This window comes from Hydrotalea sp., from assembly GCF_049968455.1.
GTDB lineage: Bacteria > Bacteroidota > Bacteroidia > Chitinophagales > Chitinophagaceae > Hydrotalea.
On sequence record NZ_JBMFQT010000014.1, the window covers coordinates 1 to 18,846 of the forward strand.

The 18,846-nt window shown below is 36.5% G+C and carries 12 protein-coding genes; 9 read left to right on the forward strand and 3 right to left on the reverse strand.

Annotated features, from left to right (window positions below; all coding sequences use genetic code 11):
- From ACP5P5_RS10490 to ACP5P5_RS10500, 3 genes are all read left to right on the forward strand, one after another.
- Positions 1-277, forward strand: a 277-nt coding sequence (locus ACP5P5_RS10490; protein ID WP_428286062.1) for a phosphatase PAP2 family protein, incomplete at its 5' end; no start/stop codon positions are given.
- A 126-nt stretch (positions 278-403) separates the two neighbouring features.
- A complete protein-coding gene (locus tag ACP5P5_RS10495; protein ID WP_428286063.1) occupies positions 404-2,632 on the forward strand; it encodes a TonB-dependent receptor family protein in 2,229 nt (742 codons plus the stop codon).
- An 11-nt stretch (positions 2,633-2,643) separates the two neighbouring features.
- A complete protein-coding gene (locus tag ACP5P5_RS10500) occupies positions 2,644-3,105 on the forward strand; it encodes a hypothetical protein (protein ID WP_428286064.1) in 462 nt (153 codons plus the stop codon).
- Between the two features lie 19 nt (positions 3,106-3,124).
- Here ACP5P5_RS10500 and ACP5P5_RS10505 read toward each other — a convergent pair whose 3' ends face one another.
- From ACP5P5_RS10505 to ACP5P5_RS10515, 3 genes are all read right to left on the reverse strand, one after another.
- Positions 3,125-5,077, reverse strand: coding sequence for an alpha-amylase family glycosyl hydrolase (locus tag ACP5P5_RS10505; RefSeq protein ID WP_428286065.1), 1,953 nt, complete (start codon positions 5,075-5,077; stop codon positions 3,125-3,127).
- Positions 5,078-5,105: 28 nt separating this feature from the next.
- On the reverse strand, positions 5,106-6,062 hold the full coding sequence (locus ACP5P5_RS10510; RefSeq protein WP_428286066.1) for a carbohydrate kinase family protein: 957 nt from the start codon (positions 6,060-6,062) through the stop codon (positions 5,106-5,108).
- Between the two features lie 86 nt (positions 6,063-6,148).
- Positions 6,149-7,462, reverse strand: coding sequence for an MFS transporter (locus tag ACP5P5_RS10515; RefSeq protein ID WP_428286067.1), 1,314 nt, complete (start codon positions 7,460-7,462; stop codon positions 6,149-6,151).
- Between the two features lie 334 nt (positions 7,463-7,796).
- Here ACP5P5_RS10515 and ACP5P5_RS10520 point away from each other — a divergent pair, with 334 nt between their 5' ends.
- From ACP5P5_RS10520 to ACP5P5_RS10545, 6 genes are all read left to right on the forward strand, one after another.
- Positions 7,797-10,715 (forward strand): alpha-amylase family glycosyl hydrolase, encoded by a 2,919-nt coding sequence (locus tag ACP5P5_RS10520; RefSeq protein ID WP_428286068.1) that lies wholly within the window; start codon positions 7,797-7,799, stop codon positions 10,713-10,715.
- A 36-nt stretch (positions 10,716-10,751) separates the two neighbouring features.
- The gene (locus ACP5P5_RS10525) at positions 10,752-13,748 is read left to right on the forward strand and encodes a SusC/RagA family TonB-linked outer membrane protein (RefSeq protein ID WP_428286069.1); all 2,997 of its coding nucleotides are present in this window, start codon (positions 10,752-10,754) and stop codon (positions 13,746-13,748) included.
- A gap of 33 nt (positions 13,749-13,781) precedes the next feature.
- Positions 13,782-15,392, forward strand: a complete 1,611-nt coding sequence (locus ACP5P5_RS10530; RefSeq protein WP_428286070.1) for a RagB/SusD family nutrient uptake outer membrane protein — start codon at positions 13,782-13,784, stop codon at positions 15,390-15,392.
- A 112-nt stretch (positions 15,393-15,504) separates the two neighbouring features.
- Positions 15,505-16,359, forward strand: coding sequence for a SusE domain-containing protein (locus tag ACP5P5_RS10535; protein ID WP_428286071.1), 855 nt, complete (start codon positions 15,505-15,507; stop codon positions 16,357-16,359).
- A 43-nt stretch (positions 16,360-16,402) separates the two neighbouring features.
- The gene (locus ACP5P5_RS10540; protein ID WP_428286072.1) at positions 16,403-17,779 is read left to right on the forward strand and encodes a SusE domain-containing protein; all 1,377 of its coding nucleotides are present in this window, start codon (positions 16,403-16,405) and stop codon (positions 17,777-17,779) included.
- 157 nt (positions 17,780-17,936) lie between these two features.
- On the forward strand, positions 17,937-18,815 hold the full coding sequence (locus ACP5P5_RS10545; RefSeq protein ID WP_428286073.1) for a YicC/YloC family endoribonuclease: 879 nt from the start codon (positions 17,937-17,939) through the stop codon (positions 18,813-18,815).
- Positions 18,816-18,846 lie beyond the last annotated feature (31 nt).

Sequence of the window (18,846 nt, forward strand, 5' to 3'; positions counted from 1 at the left end):
CACACAAATGAATCCTGCCATTAAAACATTAACAGGCATACCTAATTTTCCATCTTATATCTCCGGCCATTCTACATTTAGCGGTGCTGCTGCCACTATTTTGGCACATATTGTACCTGAACAGGCCGACAAATATTGGGCAATGGCCAATCAGGCTTCCATGTCAAGATTAGAAGGAGGTATTCATTATAAAGTGGATTGTGATACCGGATTAGTAGTGGGTAGTAAAGTAGGCAATTATGCTGTTTTGCGTGCAAAACAAGATGGAGCCGAATAAAAATATTAAATTTTTTCGATTAAGTTCATCTAGCGTACCCCCTGTGTTTCTACACGGGGGCTTTTAAAATTATTACTTAAAAATAAACTTTTTTTTGATAGTTCACTTTTAATATTTTGAATGGATATGAAAATTTTACGGTTTACGGTATTTTGTTTCTTTTTTGTAAGGATAAGTAGTTCTGTCACATTTGCTCAGGAAAATCTTCAAAATGCCAATAAAAAACTGGAATCCGATACTATTCCGGTAAATGTATTGCAGGAGGTTATTGTGAACACTACACTCCGCGATTCCATTCAATATTTACCCGAGGTAAAAGGGGTGTATGTTTTTGCAGGGAAAAAAACCAATATTGTAATCCCAAATTCAGCACAAGCCAATTTAGCTCAAAATAATGTTCGACAAATATTTGCAAAAGTACCCGGCGTTACTACTTGGGATATGGATGGTGCAGGAACCCAATTAAACATAGGTTCCCGAGCAGTTGATTCGCATAGAAGTATAGAAATGAATATGCGCCAAAACGGCTATGTCACCAATAGTGATATTTTTGGATATCCGGAAAACCACTATACGTTGCCATTAGAAGCCGTACAGGAAATTCAATATGTACGTGGTTCGGCAGCCTTGCAATATGGTAGTCAATATGGTGGTATGATGAATTTTATTATTAAGCAAGGTGATAGCACAAAACCTATTGCTGTTGAAAGTAATCAAACTGCAGGAAGTAATGGTTTTTTTAATTCCTATAATGCAGTTGGTGGAACAGTAGGGAAAATTAATTATTATGCTTATTACGATAATCGACATGGTAACGGTTGGCGTCCTTCACAAGCCTTCGACTATCAGGCTTACTATGCCAACATTGAATATCGGTTCAATAATAATGGAAGCATTGCTTTACAGTTTTCTCGCATGAATTATGTTCAACAAATTGCCGGAGGATTAACTGATGCACAATTTGATCAAAACCCCCGCCAATCTTTGAGAAATAGAAACTTTTTTAATCCCGAAATAAATATTCCCGCTCTTATATTTAAATATGCATTTTCACCTAATACTAAATTACAGGTAACTACAAATGCATTGTTTGGTCAACGCAATAGTGTTCAATACATCAATACACCCAATATTCCTGATACAGTTAATTTACAGTTGGGTACTTACAATCCACGACAAGTAGATAGAGATTATTATAGCAGCTTCAATACAGAAGCCAGATTGTTACATACCTATAAAATCGGGAAAACAACCAACTCGTTAGCTGCAGGTTTCCGCTTGTCATCAGAGGTTACTCGTCGCGATCAATTAGGAGTAGGTACAACAGGTAGCAATTTCGATTTATCATTAGTAGCGCCTTATGGCACAGTATTGCGTTTCCATACCAATAATGCTGCTGTATTTGCCGAAAATGTTTTCCAAATTACACCCAAATTTTCTATTACTCCCGGTTTTCGTTATGAACTCATTCAGTCTGATTATACGGGTTTAATTTCCCATGCAACTGTTCCTGTAGCTTATAATGGTAACAGAAGCTTCCCTCTATTTGGTACAGGTTTGCAGTATCAGCTTACCAAATCAACTCAATTGTATGGTAACATTTCGCAGGAATACAGACCTTATTTGTATTCGCAAATTACACCTGCGGATAGAGTAGATATTATTGATCCCAATTTAAAAGATAGCAAAGGTTATGATATTAGTGTAGGTTATCGTGGGAATATTAAAAATATACTACAGTTTGATGTGGATGTATTTCGTGTATTTTTTGGAAATAGGGTTGGATTAATTACTCAAAAAGATGCGAACAATAATCCTTATTTATTTACTACTAACATTGGAAATGCAGTAGCAAAAGGGGTTGAAGCATATGGTGAAGTTTCATTGGTTGCGCTGTTTAATGGCAATAATAAATTGAAAGATGTTAGGTTGTTTAATTCGTTAGCCTATACCCATGCCCAATATACAAGTGGGGAATTAAATGCAAATGGAAACAATATAAATTTAATTGGAAATTATGTAGAACATGTGCCGCAGTGGGTAGACAGAGCCGGTTTAACATTACTCTTCAGACAATTTACTACTACACTTCAATTTAGCTATACTGACAAAAGTTATAATGATGCTTTAAATACCATAACTAGTGCAAATGGAGTTACAGGAGTTATTCCATCATATGCATTGTGGGATTGGTCTATGGGATATGCTTTCTCAAAAAAGTATCGTATTACCGGTGGAATCAACAACCTGATGAACTTAAATTATTTTAGCCAGCGTATAACTTTTTATCCGGGACCTGGTATACTTCCAGCCGATGGCAGAACTTTTTATGTAACTTTTTCTATAAAAATGTAAACTATATTATTATGCAACAGCCAACTCTTTCTCCCAATTACTCAGCCAATAATTTCTCTTCCACTAAAGCATTGAATATTGTAATTTGGTTAAACCGATTAGCATTGGCCTTAGTTTTTATTTGGTTTGGCTACTTAAAAATTATTCATGTATCACCGGCCGAAGATTTGGTGCAGCATTTACATAATGTAACAATTGTTCACTATATTCCTATTAATGTTTTTATAACTTTATTAGGGATGATAGAAGTAGCAGTTGGTATTTTGTGGTTATTCCCTAAACTTACCAAGCTGGCATTTTTGTGTTTTATTGCACACATGTTCACAACATTTTTACCCCTGTTTTTTTTACCGGGCGATACTTGGCAGCATGCTTTTGTATTAACCTTAACAGGTCAGTACATTGTAAAAAATGTTGTATTAATTGCTAGTGCTGTTACTATATGGTTTATCAAAAGCAGTAGTTTGGCTTAAACATAACTACTGCTCTATGTTATACTGATAATGGTTCCATTATGGCAAACTCATAAGGGGCCAGTATTAAATATTCATAATCGGCACCAACGGTATACACCTGACTATTTACATGATTTATTAATTGTTTAGGAGTATCGCCATTTTCTTTAAAGGCATACCAAGTTAAATAGGCTGCTTTGTTGCTATAATTAAACAAAGCGAAAATTCGTTGATGAGCATTGTAACGTATAAAACCTGCCACATGAATATTGTGTGGAGTTAACCAAATAATATTGCTATAATCACTTAATACGGGTAATTGTTTGCGAAGTTGTAATAATTGTTTTGTCTTAGAGAAGATTTGTTGCTCTACACTTCCAACAATATTTCTTTTTTCATTTTTATTCCAATCAATTAATGGACGGTGCATCCACCTATTGTCATAACTTTTGGAAGCATCAGTTAAGTAAGTATAATCGTTGGTATAACCTACTTCATCACCATAAAACAACATGGGTAATCCACCAATAAAAAAAGAATGTGCTTGCATTAAAATAATTTTTGCAATGGATTCCTGAATTGCTACTTCATTTTGAATACTTTCTGCCATTTCTAATCCACATAGTGAAGCTAATGTGCCGCTTATACGAGCATCTTGTGTTTTAGGGTTTACTGAAAACAAGGCACCACGAGCAGGTGATCCCTCTGTATTTCCGGAGTAATAATTTTTTAAAAATCGTCTATGATCTAGTGGATTATAACCAGCTTTTTGTATGCTTGCATCTTCATAACCCAAGCCAATGTCGTCATGGCAACGTGTGTAGGTTATCCAACTAGTGCCAATAGGTTTTTTTATTAAATCCTCCTGTGCAGCTAACATTACTCTAATATCTTGTGTTGCTAAAGCATCCCATTGTAATGCCATTTGTGTAGCATTATAAGCAAAATCGCATTCGTGTGCAGTGTATAAGCCATTACCAAAGTATTGCATAATTTTTTTAGGTGCTACAATTGCTTCACCTAATAAAGCCATGCCCGGAGCTGCAACTTCTACACAGCATTTAATTAATTGTAATAGTGTATGTGCTTGTGGTAAATTTTGGCAGGTTGTTCCTAATTGTTTCCAAATAAAGGCAGGTGCATCAATGCGTAAAATATCAACGCCCAGATTGGCATAAAAGTATATATTATCCAACATGGCTAAAAATACTTCGGGATTGGTATAGTTCAAATCCCATTGGTATTGATGAAAAACAGTCATTACCCACTTGTTACATTCGGGAATGAATGTGAAATTACCTGGAGCAGATTCCGGAAAAATATCAGGCATTGTTTCATCATAACGGTCAGGCATTTGTCTATCGTTATACATGTAATAAAACTGCTGGTAATGCGCATCGCCTTGTTTTGCTTTTAAAGCCCATTCATGTTGGTTTGAGGTGTGGTTTAAAACAATATCCAACATTAAATACATGTTCTGCTGCTGCATATTTTGTTGCAACTGTTGCAACTGCTCTAGATTCCCAAAGCGCTTATCTATTTTTCTAAAATTTGATACCGCATAACCACCGTCACTTTCGTTTTCAGGGCTTTCAAACAAAGGCATTAAATGCAAAACATTTACTCCTAATTCAGCGAAGTAGGGTAGGTGATTATTCAAGTTTTCAATGTTGCCACAAAATCGGTTCACATATAAACTCATACCCGCTAATTCATTACTTACATACCAATAATCATCTTGCATTTTTTTGCTGTCTTTCTTTAATAAGTTGTTAGGCCTTTCTTGGTGGGTTTTAATAATAAGCTGTAACAGATTATTCCATACTATTAATGTATTTGGATGATTACCATATAATTGCTGATACAGTGATTCAATAGCAGTAGCATTGGCAATAAACCTTGTAAAAAATGCTTGATTTTCGGGAGTATTGTCCTTGAATTGTCGTTGTAATAATTCACTTATATGGTTGTGTAATTCTTTTTTAAACACGCCTCAAAAATTTTATTTGTTCAAAAAATTATGATTGAAAAATTTGGTTGCTTAAATGTTTAAATGCCTCCATAGCACCCATGTAAGTACAGGTTTTTGCGCCTGCTTTGTTGGCATTAAGCACCATTTGCTGCCATTCTTCAAACTTTAACTGGTTAAGCCGTTCAAAAGGTAGGCTGCTTAATTGGTAGAGTAACGCACCAACAAATGCATCGCCGGCCCCGGTTGTGTCCACCACATTAACAGGTATACTGGCAATTGTAATTTGTTGTTGTTTATAACTTAATAACGTACCCTCCTTGCCTAAAGTAATACAAAAGGTTGCTTGTGATTGTTGTGATAACCAATTGGCTGCTTCTGCAACTGTTGGCATACCCGAAATTAAAAGTGCTTCTTCATCACTTACTTTAAAAAAATGGCAGTGTTGTATAAACTGAATTGATTGTTTTATGAAGCTCTGTTGCTGGTGTGCAAATAATAAATGCCGGTAATTAGGGTCGAAGCTGATAAAATAATTTTTTTCTTTTGCTTCACTTAATAAGCTATGATAGGTTTGCTGTAAGTGACCGGGTAAAAAAGCTGTAGCCGAACCAAAGTGCACAATTCCGATACCGCTATGCAATAAATTTTTGGTTTCATCTATAGTTAAAAAACCATCTGCCCCACGGTTAAATACAAAATCGCGTTCTCCATCTTCTTTCAATGATACAAAAGCAAAAGTGGTAAACTGTTCTTTACTCGTAATCATAAATTTAGTATCGACACCAAATTCTTGCATGGTATGTATGAGCTGCATGCCAAAAGGATCGTTACCCACTTTGGCTGCAAGTTCAACTTTACCTCCCAGTGCAGCAATTGCAGCAGCAACATTAGTTGGGGCACCGCCGGTTTTTTTCAAAAAATGTTCACCTGCCTCTAATGTTTTGCCTTTATCGGTACAAATCATATCAATAAGGGCTTCTCCAATACAAGTTATTTTTTGCATAATGTGTTATTTTGTTATAAGCTGTTGTATTTCATGGCATCGCCTGTTGTGTCACTCACTGCATCGTTCCGAACAGAGCTGGACATTTAATGTCCTGCTGCTGCTAATGGTACACTGGTGTCATCAGTATTTGTTTTTGATGGTTTAATAAAGGTTGTGGCAAATGCTGCCAATAGCAATAATATACCCGCAAAGCCAATAGCGCTAGTAGGCTTACTATTTAATAGCCAGTGATATAAAAATCCAAACGTTGTAGTTTGTAAAATCATAGGAATAACAATCATCATATTAATAATGCCCATGTAAACACCATACCGTTCTTTGGGGATGCTTCCAACCACTATAATATATGGAACACCCATCATGCTGGCCCAAGCAATGCCAAAGCCTATCATTGGAACAAACAATAATTCTTTTTGGACAATATGCGGAAATATTAATAATCCTGCACCAGCCATTAGTAAACACAAAATATGTACATATTTTGCTCCAATTTTTTTTGCCAACCAAACCAATAAAAATGCAGATAAGAAAGTTACAATATTATAAAAGCCATTTACTTTTCCTGCCCAAACAACCGCCTGCTCATATAACCCCGGGTTGCTATCGGGTGTTGTATGGAAAATGGAATCTGCAATACTTAATGATACGAATTGCCAATAACAAAACATGGCATACCACTGAAAAAGATAGATGAGTGCTAACACCCACATTATTTTCGGCATATCTGCAATAGCAGCTAATATTTCTTTAATCGATGCGCCAAATCCGGTTTGTTTAGCTTTTAATTCAGCTAATTCCTCTTGTGTAGGTGGAATTTCAGGAGTGGTACTAACCGACCATACTACACTAACAATTGAACAAATAGCTCCAACAAAAAACGAACCAAACACCCAATAAGGAATACCCGAGCGCCCATCACTCGTAGTGCTTTCTCCTGTAATAATGTTCTTAAAAAAGCCTAATGATAAATTAGCTAATGTAATGCCTAAGCCGGTAAAAAAGCTTTGGGTTAAAAAGCCCATGGCTCTTTGTTTTTCGGGTAATTTATCGGCAATAAAAGCTCGGTATGGCTCCATGGCAGTATTGTTAGCGGCATCTAAAATCCACAATAATCCGGCTGCCATCCATAGGCTTTTACTGAATGGAAATGCAAAAAGGGTAAGGCTGCAAAAAATTGCGCCAATTAAAAAATAAGGTTTTCGCCTTCCCCATCGTGGATGCCAGGTTCTATCACTCATGGCACCAATTAATGGTTGAATTAATAAACCGGTCATGGGTCCTGCTAAATTCAGCAATGGCAACTCCTCCGGTTTGGCATGCAAAAAAGTATAAAGTGGGTTAATAGCAGTTTGCTGCAAACCAAAACTGTATTGAATGCCGAAAAAGCCAACATTCATGTTTATGATTTGCCAAAAGCTTAAAGTTGGTTTTGTAAAACGCATGGTAGGGCTTTAGATTTTTTTTGAGTTAAGCAGCAGCAATTTTTAAATCCATCAAGTATTTAAAGATAGTATTTACCGGGCTATGAAAAATTTGTGCCAAGAAACGCAATCGTTTGATGTTTACATTTTATGATTTGACCAGGAGGTTGCCTCGGTTTCTTCAAATTTTCTGTTTATTTAAAAAATTGTCTCAAAAAATTTTTGTATTGTGTAAAAAATACACAAATTTGTATAGAAATGTGTTTTTTATACACATTACCGCAAACGATTGCAGCTCAACTTTGACTATATGAAAAAATTTCTACTTGTACCTTTTTTATTTTTGGGCATTGTGGTGGCACATGCGCAGCTTTTAAGTTGGTCGCCCGCTTTTATACAAGATACAAGCAATAAAGTAGTAATAACTTGTGACGCTACTAAGGGCAATAAAGGCTTGTTGAATTATACCCCTGTAACAAATGTATACGTGCATATTGGAGTTATAACAACTGCCAGTACTTCATCAAGCGATTGGAAATATGTGCCTTTTACTTGGGGTACTACAAATCCAGCAGCTAATGCTTCATCCGTTGGGCAAAATTTGTGGCAATACACTATTAACGGCGGTTTGCGTAACTTTTTTAATATTACCAATCCAAGCGAAAAAATTTTAAAAATTGCTATCTTATTTCGTAATGGAAATGGTTCATTAAAGCAAGCAAATTCGGATGGATCGGACATGTACATACCCGTTTACGATAATGGATTGTATGCCAGAATTGATACACCTCTAAAACAGCCTACCTATCTACCCATACTTGAACCTTTTACTAAGAACGTTGGTGACACCTTGATAATAAATGCTAAAGCTAGTCAACCTTCTCGTCTAACCGTTTATTACAACGGTAATGCCATTGTGCAAGATAGTCCCTCGGTTGCATTGTCAGTTAGGCCTGTTATTGCAGCCGCCGGCACGCAAACAATAATAGCCGAAGCGTATAACGGTACTGTTTTTTCACGAGATACTGTTAGTTTTTTAGTTTCAGGTGGCACTAATATTGCAGCACTGCCTAATGGTGTAACCGATGGAATAAATTATGAACCCGGCGATACATCTGCAACACTAGTATTATATGCGCCACATAAAAATAAAATTATTGTTCTGGGCGATTTTAATAATTGGACTCCTTCGTTGAATTACCAAATGAATTTAACTCCGGATAGTTTACGGTTTTGGATTCGTATTACAGGATTAACGCCAGGAGTAGAATACGCCTATCAATATCAAATTGATGGCAGTTTATATGTTGCTGATTATAATACAGAAAAAGTGTTAGATAAAAATGTAGATCCGCAAATCCCATCTACTACCTATCCTAATTTAAAACCTTTCCCTGCAGGTGCTGTAGGTTCATTAGTAAGCGTGCTGCAAACTGCTAAACCGGCTTATAACTGGCAGGTAACGAACTTCAATCGCCCGGATAAGCGCAACTTATTAATATATGAGTTATTAATACGCGACTTTACTGCCACGCAAAACTGGAAAGGCTTACAAGACACATTAACCTATTTGAAACGATTAGGTGTAAATGCCATTGAAGTAATGCCTTTCAATAATTTTGAAGGATACAGTAGCTGGGGCTATAATCCTAACTTTTATTTTGCTCCCGATAAAGTTTATGGTACTGAAACAGCTGTAAAACAATTTATTGATGCTTGCCATCAGCAAGGTATTGCCGTTATTATGGATATGGTAATGAACCATTCTTTTGGTTCTTCTCCAATGGTACAAATGTATTGGGATCCTGTTAACAATATTCCAGCAGCCAATAGTCCATGGTTTAACCAATATCCTACCCATGCTTACAATGTGGGATATCAGTTTAATCATCAAAGTCAAGCTACAATCGATTTTCGTAATCGGGTAATCACCTACTGGTTAACCAAATATAAAATTGATGGGTTTAGGTGGGACTTGGCAAAAGGCTTTACACAGAAAAACACTTGTGATGCTTATGGCAATAATTGTAATGTAGCAGCTTGGGGTAATTATGATAGCGGTAGAGTGGCTACCTGGAAAAATATTTATGATAAAATACAATCCGTTTCAACAGGGGCCTATTGTATTTTGGAAATGTTTGCTGATAATTCAGAAGAATTGGTGGAAGCCAATTATGGTATGATGTTATGGGGAAATTTAAACGGCAACTTTAATCAGGCTACTATGGGGTATAGTAATCCATCATGGGATATCAGTTATGGCGTTTACACCAACAGAGGTTATAGTCAACCCAATTTAATTACGTATATGGAAAGCCATGACGAGGAGCGATTGATGTATAAAAATGAGCAATATGGCAACAGTAATGGAAGTTATAATATAAAAGACACGGCAACCGGATTAAAGCGAAATGCCATGGCTACTGCATTATGGGCAATGATACCCGGCCCCAAAATGTTGTGGCAATTTGGAGAACTAGGGTATGATTACAGTATTAATTATTGTATGTCAACGAACACAGTTGATCCTACAGGTACCTGCAGAACAGATCCCAAACCATTACGATGGGATTATTTAACCCAACCCAACCGTTTGGCATTGTATAATGTATATGCCCAACTGTTTAAGTTGCGTACTAATCCGGTATATAGTTCAACTTTTGCTTCGCCCAAAAATATCAGCTATAACTTAGGCAATGCCTTTAAACAACTAATTGTAACCGGCGATTCATTAAGTGTTGTGTTTGTTGGGAATTTTGATGTTAATCAGCAATCCACTACCGTTACCTTCCCCACTGCCGGTACTTGGTATAGTTATTTAACTTCTAAAACCATTACTGCATCGGGTGGTGCTGATAATATTACTTTACAACCGGGTGAATATTATGTTTATACTAATAAGAATGTCAATAATACTGTTGTAACAGCTATTCCGCCTATTACCAATCCATTAGAGAATATGCAACTTCAGGTAATGCCCAATCCTGCAGGAGCTAATGCAACAGTACAGTTTCAATTGCCAGTGAGCGGTAATGTAAGGATAGATGTGTACAATATTGAAGGTCAATACATGGCCAATATTTGGAATGGCTTTAAACCAAAGGGAATACAAACTATTTCGCTTTACACCAATAATTTTACAAATGCTGCTTTACCGAACGGATTGTATTTTATTGTGTTGGAACAAAATGGAAACAGAAAAGTGCAAAAATTTTTATTAGCAAAATAAATTTTTTACTACTTAAACAACAGAAAACATACAACTATGAATTTAAAACGACTGCTTGTTGCTGTAACGTTGGCTATGTTTGCCTTTAGTGTGCCTGCGTTAGCACAAAACAAGGAGGTTACCGGAAAAGTAACCGATGTAAAGGATGGAAGTCCTTTAGCAGGTGTAACCATTGCTGTTGCCGGAACTCAGATAGCGACTGCTACTGATGCCAATGGCATGTTTCACTTAAAAGTTCCTGCCAATGCTAAAAAACTTACTATTTCCAGTATTGGCTATGCTACCCGCGAAGTAGATATTGAAACAGGTGAAATGAGTATTGCATTATCACCGGTGAGTACTTTATTAAATGAGGTAGTAGTAATTGGTTATGGTACCAGCCGGAAAAAAGATTTAACAGGCTCAGTAATAAACCTTACTGCCAAAGATTTTAACAAGGGAAGTATTACAACACCCGAACAATTAATTATGGGTAAAGCGGCCGGTGTTCAAATTACCTCAAATGGCGGTGCGCCCGGCGCCGGAAGTACCATTCGTATTCGTGGTGGTGCTTCATTAAATGCAAGTAATGATCCGTTAATTGTAATTGACGGAGTACCCTTGTCGAACAATCAAATTTCAGGTCAAGCCAATCCATTGTCATTAATTAATCCTGATGACATTGCCAGTTTTACTGTATTAAAAGATGCATCGGCTACTGCTATTTATGGTGCAAGGGGTTCAAATGGTGTAATTATTATTACTACTAAAACCGGTTCAACGGGAAAGCCTAAGTTTAGTTTTACTTCTCAATTACAGGTTTACACACCAACGAAAGAAGTGCCTGTGCTAAGTCCATCGCAGTTTAGATCATATGTAAATGCCAATGGTACACCGGCTCAAATTGCTTTAATGGGAAATGCGAATACCGATTGGCAGAAACAAATTTACCACACTGCTTTGGGGCAGAATAATGAATTGAGTGTATCAGGTGCTTTAAAGAATATGCCTTACCGGATTTCTGCAGGCTTTTTAAATCAAGATGGTATTTTGAAAACTGATAATTTAAAAAGAACCTCTTTAAGCATCAACCTTAATCCGCATTTATTCGATAACCATTTGAATATTCAGTTTAGTGTTTTAGGTACTTACAGCCAAAGCCGCTTTGCTAACCAAGGTGCTATAGGTGCTGCTGTAAATTTCGACCCAACACAACCTGTTTATTCCGGTAGTAATCGGTTTGGTGGTTATTGGGAATGGTTAGATCCTACTTCAATAAGCGGATTAAAAGGGTTAGCACCTCGCAACCCCATGGGCTTATTAATGATGCGTGATGATAAAAGCACTGTACAAAGAAGTATTGGAAGTGCACAGTTCGATTATAAAGTACACTTCTTGCCCGATTTGCATGCCAAGTTAAACTTGAGTTATGACATTTCACAAGGAGAAGGTACAATATATGTGCCTGACAGTGCTGCATCCAGCTATAAAAGATTTGTAGATGCTAATGGTGTTTATCATAGTGGTGTAAACGACCAATACAAGCAAACCAATGCTAATACATTTTTGCAGTTTTATTTGAATTATGTAAAAGACTTAAAAAACATACGCAGCCGTATTGACGTAATGGGCGGTTATGAATATAATGACTATTTAACCACCAATTATTATTATGCTGATTATTCTGCCAATGGTGTAAAAGCACCTAATTCCGATCCAACTTATCCATTTGATAAACCTGAGAATACCATTATTTCTTTCTTTGGTCGCTTAAATTATACTTATGCCGATAAGTATTTATTAACTGCAACATTTCGTCGCGATGGTTCGTCTCGATTCAGTCCCAACAACCGCTGGGGAAATTTCCCATCAGTTGCATTGGCATGGAAAATTAATCAAGAAAATTTCCTGAAGAATGTAAGGGCATTATCCGACCTTAAATTAAGAGCCAGTTATGGTATTACCGGACAACAAGATGGCATAGGCAATTATGATTATATTTCTTATTACAGCTTAAGTAATGCTACGGCTGAATATCAGTTTGGTAATACTTATTATCAAATGTTCCGTCCGGGTGGTTATTATGCTAATAGAAAATGGGAACAAACCGCCACTACAAACGTGGCACTTGATTATGGATTCTTTAATAATCGTATTACCGGTAGTATTGAGTATTATTATAGAAAAACTACCAACTTGCTAAATTTAATTAACCAACCTGCCGGTACCAATTTCTCCAACCAAATAGTTGCGAATGTTGGAGACATGCAAAACCAAGGTGTTGAATTTAGCATTAATGGAACACCTATTCGTACCAAAGATTTGGAATGGAATGTTGGGTTTAATATTACTTACAACCAAAATAAAATCACAAAACTTACTATTTCTAATGACCCCAACTATCCGGGTAACTTGTTTGGAGGGATTTCTGGTGGAACCGGCAATACTATCTTAATTAACTCGGTCGGTTATCCACGTGGATCCTTTTATGTATATAAACAGATTTATGATAAAAATGGCAAACCCATCGAGAATTTGTTTGCTGATTTAAACCGTGATGGAATTATTACTGCAAGCGATTTGTATCGATACAAATATGCTGATCCTAAAGTATTCCTGGGTTTTAACTCTAACCTGAATTATAAAAAATGGAATGGAGGTTTTTCATTACGTGCTAACATTGGCAACTACTTGTATAACAACGTAGCATCCAGCACCGGTACTATGAAAAACATTTTAAATCCGTTAGGTTATTTAAGCAATGGTTCAGTTGATATATTAAATACCAATTTTACCGGAACCGGTACTAACTACTACTTATCCGATTACTATGTACAAAATGCCTCTTTCTTAAGAATGGATAACATTTTTGTAGGATACAATTTTGGGAAGGTAATTAACAAGAAAGTGGGATTACGTTTAGGTGCAAGCGTGCAGAATGTTTTTGTAATTACTGATTACAAAGGCACTGATCCGGAAATTTCAGGTGGTATAGATAATAACTTTTACATCAGACCAAGAACCTTTGTGTTAAACCTGAATTTAGATTTTTAATTCCATTCAAAATATTTTTAAATATTGTTTAATATGAAAACGAATTTATTCAAAATAACAATGGTAGGGTTACTGGCAGCAGGTATAATAACTTCCTGTACCAAGAAGCTAGACCTTACCCCCACCAATGGTATTACTGCCAATAAGGTATTTAGTACCACACAGGGATATCTTGAAGCGGCTGCTAAAGTATATGGTAGTTTTGCCTTAACCGGAAATCAGGGCCCTGCCGGTAGTGGCGATATACAAGGCATTGATGAAGGTACTTCCGATTTCTTTCGCTTGTATTGGAATGCACAAGAGTTAAGTACTGATGAAGCTGTTGTAGCTTGGGGTGATCCGGGCGTTCAAGACTTTCATTTAATGAATTGGACCTCTAACAACCCTATGTTACAGGGTTTATACTACCGTTCATTTTATCAAATTACTTTATGTAATAACTTCATTAATCAGGCATCCGATGCTAATTTGGCGGCCAGAGGTATTACAGGTAATGACGCCAGCAACATTCGTAACTTTAGAACGGAAGCACGCTTCTTACGTGCCTATCAGTATAGTGTGTTAATGGATTTATTTGGTAATCCACCTTTTGCAACGGAAAATGATCAAATTGGTTCATTTTTACCAAAGCAAATAAAACGTGCTGATTTGTTTAATTATGTAGAGTCAGAATTAAAAGCTTGTGATTCATTATTGCCACAAACCAATGATTACGGTCGTGTAAACAAAGCTACAGCTGAAGCATTGCTTGCTCGTATTTATTTGAATGCACAAGTTTATACCGGAACAGCTCGTTATACTGATGCTATTACTTATGCTACTAAAGTAATTAATGCAGGTTATAGTTTAGTATCTGACTATCGTTGGTTAATGCGTGCCGACAATAATTTAAATACCAGTGAATTTATTTTCACCATTAATTACGATGGATTAAAAACACAAAACTATGGTGGGTCAACCTTCTTATGTCATGGTTCTCTGGGTGGTAGTATGAATGCCGGTGATTACGGCTTAGATGCTGCTTGGGCAGGTATGCGCACTACTAAAGCATTGGTAAACCTTTTCTCCGACCCAAGTGGTAATACCGATCAAAGGGCAGAGTTTTATACTAATGGTCAGAATTTAGACATTAATTCATTAACTACTTTCACTGATGGCTACGCTATTCAAAAGTTTATTAATAAAACTCGTCCCACTACCCCTAATGTATTAACATCAGGTAATAATGGTTCTAATCCCACTTTTGCAGATGTGGATATTCCCTTGTTCCGCTTGCCGGAAATGTATTTAATATATGCTGAGGCAGTGTTGCGTGGTGGAACCGGAGGTAGCATATCACAGGCATTAACTTACATTAACCAATTACGTACACGTGCTTACGGTGGAAGCACAGCCGGAAATATTGGTACACCTGATTTAACACTCGACTTTATTTTAGCTGAACGTGGACGGGAATTGTATTGGGAAGGTTTTAGAAGAACGGATTTGATACGTTATGGCTATTTCACTACATCGAATTATTTATGGCCTTGGAAAGGTGGCGTGCCAACAGGAACATCTGTAGGCAGTTTCAGAAACCTTTATCCATTGCCTTCTTCCGATGTTTCATCTAATACCAATTTAGTGCAAAATCCAGGATATTAATTTTTAGATGTTTAACATTCAACAAAATGTTAGTTGATTGTAAAAAACACAGAAATTAATCTTGAAAATAAAAGGTACGATAATAGTTACAAACTTTTTAAAACATAAAAAAATGAAAACAATATTTGCCAAACTCTTACTATTCGGTATAGCAGTGGCCTTGTTTGCATCTTGTAAAAAAGATGATGCCATTGATACCTTTCAGGGAGGCACAGCACCTGTGTTAACCGCATCGGTAACAGGTAATATTCCATTAAGTTATGCAACTGCTAATAATACAGCATTCACACTTAACTGGACAAATCCCAACTATATGTTCACTTCGGGCATTAGTTCACAAAATGTAAGTTATTTAATAGAAATTGATACTACGGGCTCTAATTTCACGAATCCTAATCGTCAAATGCTATCCGTTAGTCCGGATTTGAGTATTACTTTCACTCAAAGCCAATTCAATGATTATTTATTAAATCAGTTGGGCTTGGCTGCAGGCGTACAACACAATATTGAAATAAGGGTAACTTCTTCTATCAATTCAGTAAAAGCCACCAATTTAGTTTCTAATGTATTGAAATTTACGGCTACTCCTTATGCCATTCCACCTAAAGTACAACCGCCTACTTCGGGTCAACTTTATTTAATTGGGGGCGATCCTAAATTAAATGCATGGGGTAATCCTGTTCCTACACCGGGTTTGCAATTTACTCAAGTAACACCTACTTTGTATACTATTACAGTGCAAATGAGTGGGGGAGATAATACAAATCCTAATAACCAATACTTATTTATACCGGTTAATGGTAGTTGGTCACATAAATATGCTACTAATTCCTCTTTAAATCCTACTGAAACCGGTGGGGGTTTTGGGTTTGATTTAAGTGACAACTTCCCCGGTCCTTCACAACCCGGAACTTACACCATTACTGTTGATTTTCAAAAAGGAAAATATACAGTAGTTAAACAATAAATATTTTTTCTAAAGTTAATTATTAATACGAAAAAATTTAAATATGAAATCAATTTTCAAACTCAGTTTTCTGGCCATGTTGCTGGTAGTAGTGTTTACTGCTTGCGATAAGGTTGGGGCCTTAAAAGTATATGCTCCCGGTACGCCCGTTACACTAAGCGTATCCTCTACTAACATTGCCCCTGCCATTGCGGATTCCAATAAAGTAGTATTGACATTAAATTGGACAAATCCCAATTATTCTGTTGATACCTCTAATGTGAAATATATCATAGAGATAGATTCATCAGGTCGTAATTTTGCCAAAGAAGTTACACGAGTTGTAAATGTTAGTCGCACCTATTCATTTACTGCGAAAGATTTGAATAATATCTTATTAAGCTTGGGCTTTGCTTATAATACCAAGTACCCTGTTGATATTCGCATTACCTCATCTTTTGCCAATAATAATGAGCAATTAAAGTCTAATGTGGTAACCATTAATTTTACTACTTATGTGGTGCCTCCCAAAGTAACACCGCCTGCTTCAAAAACCTTATTCTTGGTAGGTAGTGCCACAGCAGGGGCTTGGGGAAATCCGGTACCTGTTCCGGCACAACAATTTAAAATGTTAGATTCTGTAACTTATCAAGGCAACTTTTATTTAAATGGAGGACAAGAATATTTACTATTACCGGTAAATGGAGATTGGAGTAACAAATACTCAGTGGCCGATAAAACTGTTCCGGGGTTAAGTGCTGGAGGCAGTTTTGGTTTAAACTTAAGCGACAATATACCCGGACCCACCAATACTGGTATATATACTATTACTGTTGATTTTCAGCATGGTACTTTCTCGGTATCATTGGTTCAACAATTTGGCCTATTATGGGTTCCTGGCGACTATCAGGGTTGGACACCTGCAACAGCTCCAAATTTAGGTTCTCCTAAAAATGATGGTAATTACGATGGTTATATTAATATTCCTGCCGGAGGTACTTATGAATTTAAATTAACTACTACACCCGATTGGAGTAATGCTTTGGGTGATGGTGGTGGCGATAAGCTTAGCCCCAGTGGAGGTAATTTATTTGTTCCAGGCCCCGGTTATTATCATATTGTAGCCAACACCAATAATAATACTTGGTCAGCAACTGCAACTACCTGGAGCGTAATAGGAAGCTTTGCTGGAAGTGGATGGAGTAAAGATATTCCACTTACGTACAATGCAGGTAGTAATACCTGGAGTGCTACAATTACTGCAGCTGCAGGCGATCAATTTAAATTCCGTGCCAATAACGACTGGACCTTGAATTACGGTGATACAGGTGCAGATGGAAGCCTTGATCCGGGAGGTGATAATATTAACCTTACCGCGGGTTCACATAAAATTATTTTATACTTAACTGGTGCAGGTTATTATACCTATACCATTCAATAGTTATTCTTTGTTAAATCAAAATAAGGCCGGGTTGATTAGAACCCGGCTTTTTTATGCCTAAAACAAATTAAATAGCTTATTTATAGCAAAACATTTTATTCTTGTTGTATACACGGCAATTAAACATTGCTTACATTGCAAATATTAAATAAATACTATGCTGTATTCAATGACCGGTTATGGAAGAGTAGAACAAACAATTGGAGATAAAACTTTTATTGTAGAATTACGCTCTTTAAATGGTAAGCAGTTTGATTTGCGTTTACAAATGCCTGCTATGCTCAAACCTTTTGAGTTTGACATTAGAAGTTTATTAAGTGAAACACTTGAGCGCGGAAGCATTGAATGCATCATTAATTTAAAACAGAATGGCGGCGCTAAACCTGTAACCATTAATACAGACCTGCTGAAAGTTTATTACACCTCAGTAGTGCAAATTGCACACGAATTGAATGCAGAAGCCGATCATTTATTGGCTGCAGTTTTACGTTTACCGGAAGTGGTGGTAAATACAACAGAAGTAATGACCGAAGCAGAGTGGCTGCATTTCAAAAAAATTTTAGAAGCAGCCATTCAACAATTAAAAAAACATCGTTTGCAAGAAGGTCAATCTATTGAAAAAGACCTACTGCTCCGACTTAGTAATATTGAAGCACAGCAACATATTATTGCCGAGTTAGAACCGCATCGTCGAAAAAAAATCAAAGACAATATTGTAAAATTGTTGGAAGAAGCAGTGGGCAAGGATAATTATGATGCTAATAGGTTAGAACAGGAGTTGATTTATTATATTGAAAAAATTGATATTAGTGAAGAGCAGGTCCGCCTGCAAAATCATTGCCACTATTTTAGAAGCATTATTGAAAGTAAAGAAGAAAGTAGTAAGGGCAAAAAACTTTCTTTCTTATTGCAGGAATTTGGAAGAGAAATTAATACAACCGGTTCAAAAGCCAATGATGCAGCCATTCAAAAATGTGTGGTATTAATGAAAGACGAGTTGGAAAAGGCAAAGGAACAAGTATTAAATGTGTTGTAATAATTTTTTGTATGAATTTAAGTTAATGTGC